The sequence below is a fragment of the Bradyrhizobium sp. SHOUNA76 genome, from assembly GCF_023006445.1.
Classification (GTDB): Bacteria; Pseudomonadota; Alphaproteobacteria; order Rhizobiales; family Xanthobacteraceae; genus Bradyrhizobium.
This window is the reverse complement of record NZ_JALBHA010000744.1, coordinates 1-2,203: the sequence shown is the minus strand read 5'-3', so window position 1 is coordinate 2,203 and position 2,203 is coordinate 1. Positions and strand designations below refer to the sequence as shown.

Here is a 2,203-nt window from a genome sequence, read left to right as displayed (position 1 = left end):
CGGCATTCAGCGCCAGCACGCGGAGCGCAAGCGGCTTGCCGGCGCAGCGTGCCGCGACCTCGAACACCGAGATCGGGCCGGCCGCGTCGAGCAGCTGGAAATCCGGGTAGATCAGGATGCCGATCATAGGCCATGTCCGAAATAGAGGGAATTATGCCATTTCAGACACAAAGGCAGCATGCCAATCTTCGCGCGTCAAGCTCATCTTTGGAGGACCTGCCGATGTCGCCACCGCTCCAGATCGGAATCCTGGTGTTTCCGCGCGTCACCCAGCTCGACTTCACCGGTCCCTTGCAGGTGTTTTCCATGGTGCCCGGCGCAAACCTGCACCTGATCTGGAAGCGGATCGAGCCGGTGCCGAGCGATTCCGTGCTCATGCTGACGCCGACCACGACGTTCGCGGATTGCCCGCAGCTCGACGTGATCTGCGTGCCAGGCGGCGGCGGCACCAACGACCTGCTTAACGATGAGGAGGTGCTCGCCTTTCTGCGCAAGCAGGCCGAGGGCGCAAAATACGTCACCTCGGTCTGCACGGGATCGCTGGCGCTCGGCGCCGCCGGCCTGCTCAAGGGCTACCGCGCCGCGACCCATTGGAGCGCGATGGAGATGCTCGGCCAGTTCGGCGCCACGCCGACCAGGACGCGCGTCTGCGTCGACCGCAACCGCATCACCGGCGGCGGTGTCACCGCGGGAATCGATTTCGCGCTGACGCTGGTGTCGATCATGATCGATCGCACCACGGCGGAAGCAATCCAGCTCCAGATGGAATACAATCCCGCCCCGCCGTTCAATTCGGGCTCGCCCGACACTGCGCCGGCGGAAGTGCTGGCTCTTCTCAGGGAGCGCGGTGCGCAGAACCAGGCGCGGCGGCTTGAAGCCGTCAAGCGTGCGGCTGAGCGGGTGATGTAGCGCGCGCCGATGCTCTCGCGTCGCGGACGCGGTGCGGCACGCAGTGACGCTCCGCAGAGCCGGGACCCAGAAGCTACACACGGTCCCTGCAAGTTGGGCCCCGGCTCTGCAGCGCACCGTCGAACAGACGCTGTGCTGCGTCCGGGGCACGAGACCTTCGTGCTGGTCCCTCAAAGAAAAAGGCCGCTCGGTTTCCCAAGCGGCCTTTCCTGCCTTACGGCGGCTGCACATTTCATCGGGCGATTTCGGAGCTTCCAGACCGGGGGCCTATCTCCCGATCGAGCCCTGGTCGGCGGCCGCTGCATTTCGGGACAGTCGCGAACTGTTGCCCGAACCGAACGCGATGGTCTCCCATCTCCGTAAGATGGGATCATTGAGCCGCATCGCCCGCGTTGGCGCAACGGCCCAGCAACCGCCGTCCCCGCTGTTCCCATTGTCCACAGCAAGGCGCGGCGGATGCGCATGCATCCAATTTGACGATGAAGATCGCGGAGGCCGAAGACTAGCCAGGCGTCCAGGGCTGATAGTCGCCGGTCGCCTTCGGCCGCTTGCCGCTGGCAAGGGTCGAGCCGGATGGACGATAGGCTTTTGCCGTGCCGGTGAGATTGGGCAGGTGCGGCTTTTCCCACTCGCGCGGCTGATAGTTGGCCTCGGTCGGCGGCACATCGACGACATGATGGATCCAGCCGTGCCACGACGGCGGGATCCGGCTCGCTTCGGCATAGCCGTTATAGACCACCCAGCGCCGCTCGAAGCCGAGGGTCGGATCGACTGCCCCGCCGCGGGTGCGATAGTAGAGATTGCCCTGCTCGTCCTGGCCGACCAGCTCCCCGTACCGCTTGGTCCAGAGTTGGGTGCCAAAAGTCTGGCCATTCCACCAGGTGAAGAACTTGAGGAAGAATTGTTTCATGCGGCAAGGGCCCTGCTTCGTCGGGCCCTGATGCCATCCGGGCGGCGAAATGTCCAGTTCGGCGGGGGCGGCGGCGCTCCTCCCCAAATGCGTGGCCGCGACACAAGCGCTGCCGCAAATCGGACGCGATCCGTTCATGCCGGGTACAGGGGTCGCGAGCGAGGCTTCCGGTCGCACGCAAACCGGCGTGATCCCAGGAACCCCAGCCCATTCATAGGGTTTGCTTCCGGGAAAGGAGTTTGACCATGAACAGTCTGAAATTTTTGAGCGTCGCCGCAGCGCTGGCGCTCGTTTTACCCATGACCTCCCCGAGCTTCGCACAGGGGCCCGGCGGCGGCGGCCGTGGGGGCGGTGGTGGTGCCCACATCGGCGGCGGTGGTGGCG

At 65.2% G+C, this 2,203-nt stretch carries 2 protein-coding genes and 1 pseudogene; 1 reads left to right on the top strand and 2 read right to left on the bottom strand.

The window, feature by feature from the left end:
* A pseudogene (locus MOV74_RS36505) lies at positions 1 to 127 on the bottom strand (GlxA family transcriptional regulator); the annotation flags it as partial.
* A 95-nt stretch (positions 128 to 222) separates the two neighbouring features.
* Here MOV74_RS36505 and MOV74_RS36500 point away from each other — a divergent pair.
* Positions 223 to 909, top strand: a complete 687-nt coding sequence (locus MOV74_RS36500) for a DJ-1/PfpI family protein (protein ID WP_246932164.1) — start codon at positions 223 to 225, stop codon at positions 907 to 909.
* A 502-nt stretch (positions 910 to 1,411) separates the two neighbouring features.
* Here the strand turns inward: MOV74_RS36500 and MOV74_RS36495 are convergent.
* Positions 1,412 to 1,819: an NADH:ubiquinone oxidoreductase subunit NDUFA12 gene (locus tag MOV74_RS36495; protein ID WP_246932161.1), complete on the bottom strand. Its 408-nt coding sequence runs from the start codon at positions 1,817 to 1,819 to the stop codon at positions 1,412 to 1,414.
* Positions 1,820 to 2,203 lie beyond the last annotated feature (384 nt).

Excerpts from the sequence above, each read along its gene's own strand:
- MOV74_RS36500 (WP_246932164.1), top strand. The coding sequence starts at position 223 with ATGTCGCCACCGCTCCAGATCGGAATCCTGGTGTTTCCGCGCGTCACC.
- MOV74_RS36495 (WP_246932161.1), bottom strand. The coding sequence starts at position 1,819 with ATGAAACAATTCTTCCTCAAGTTCTTCACCTGGTGGAATGGCCAGACT.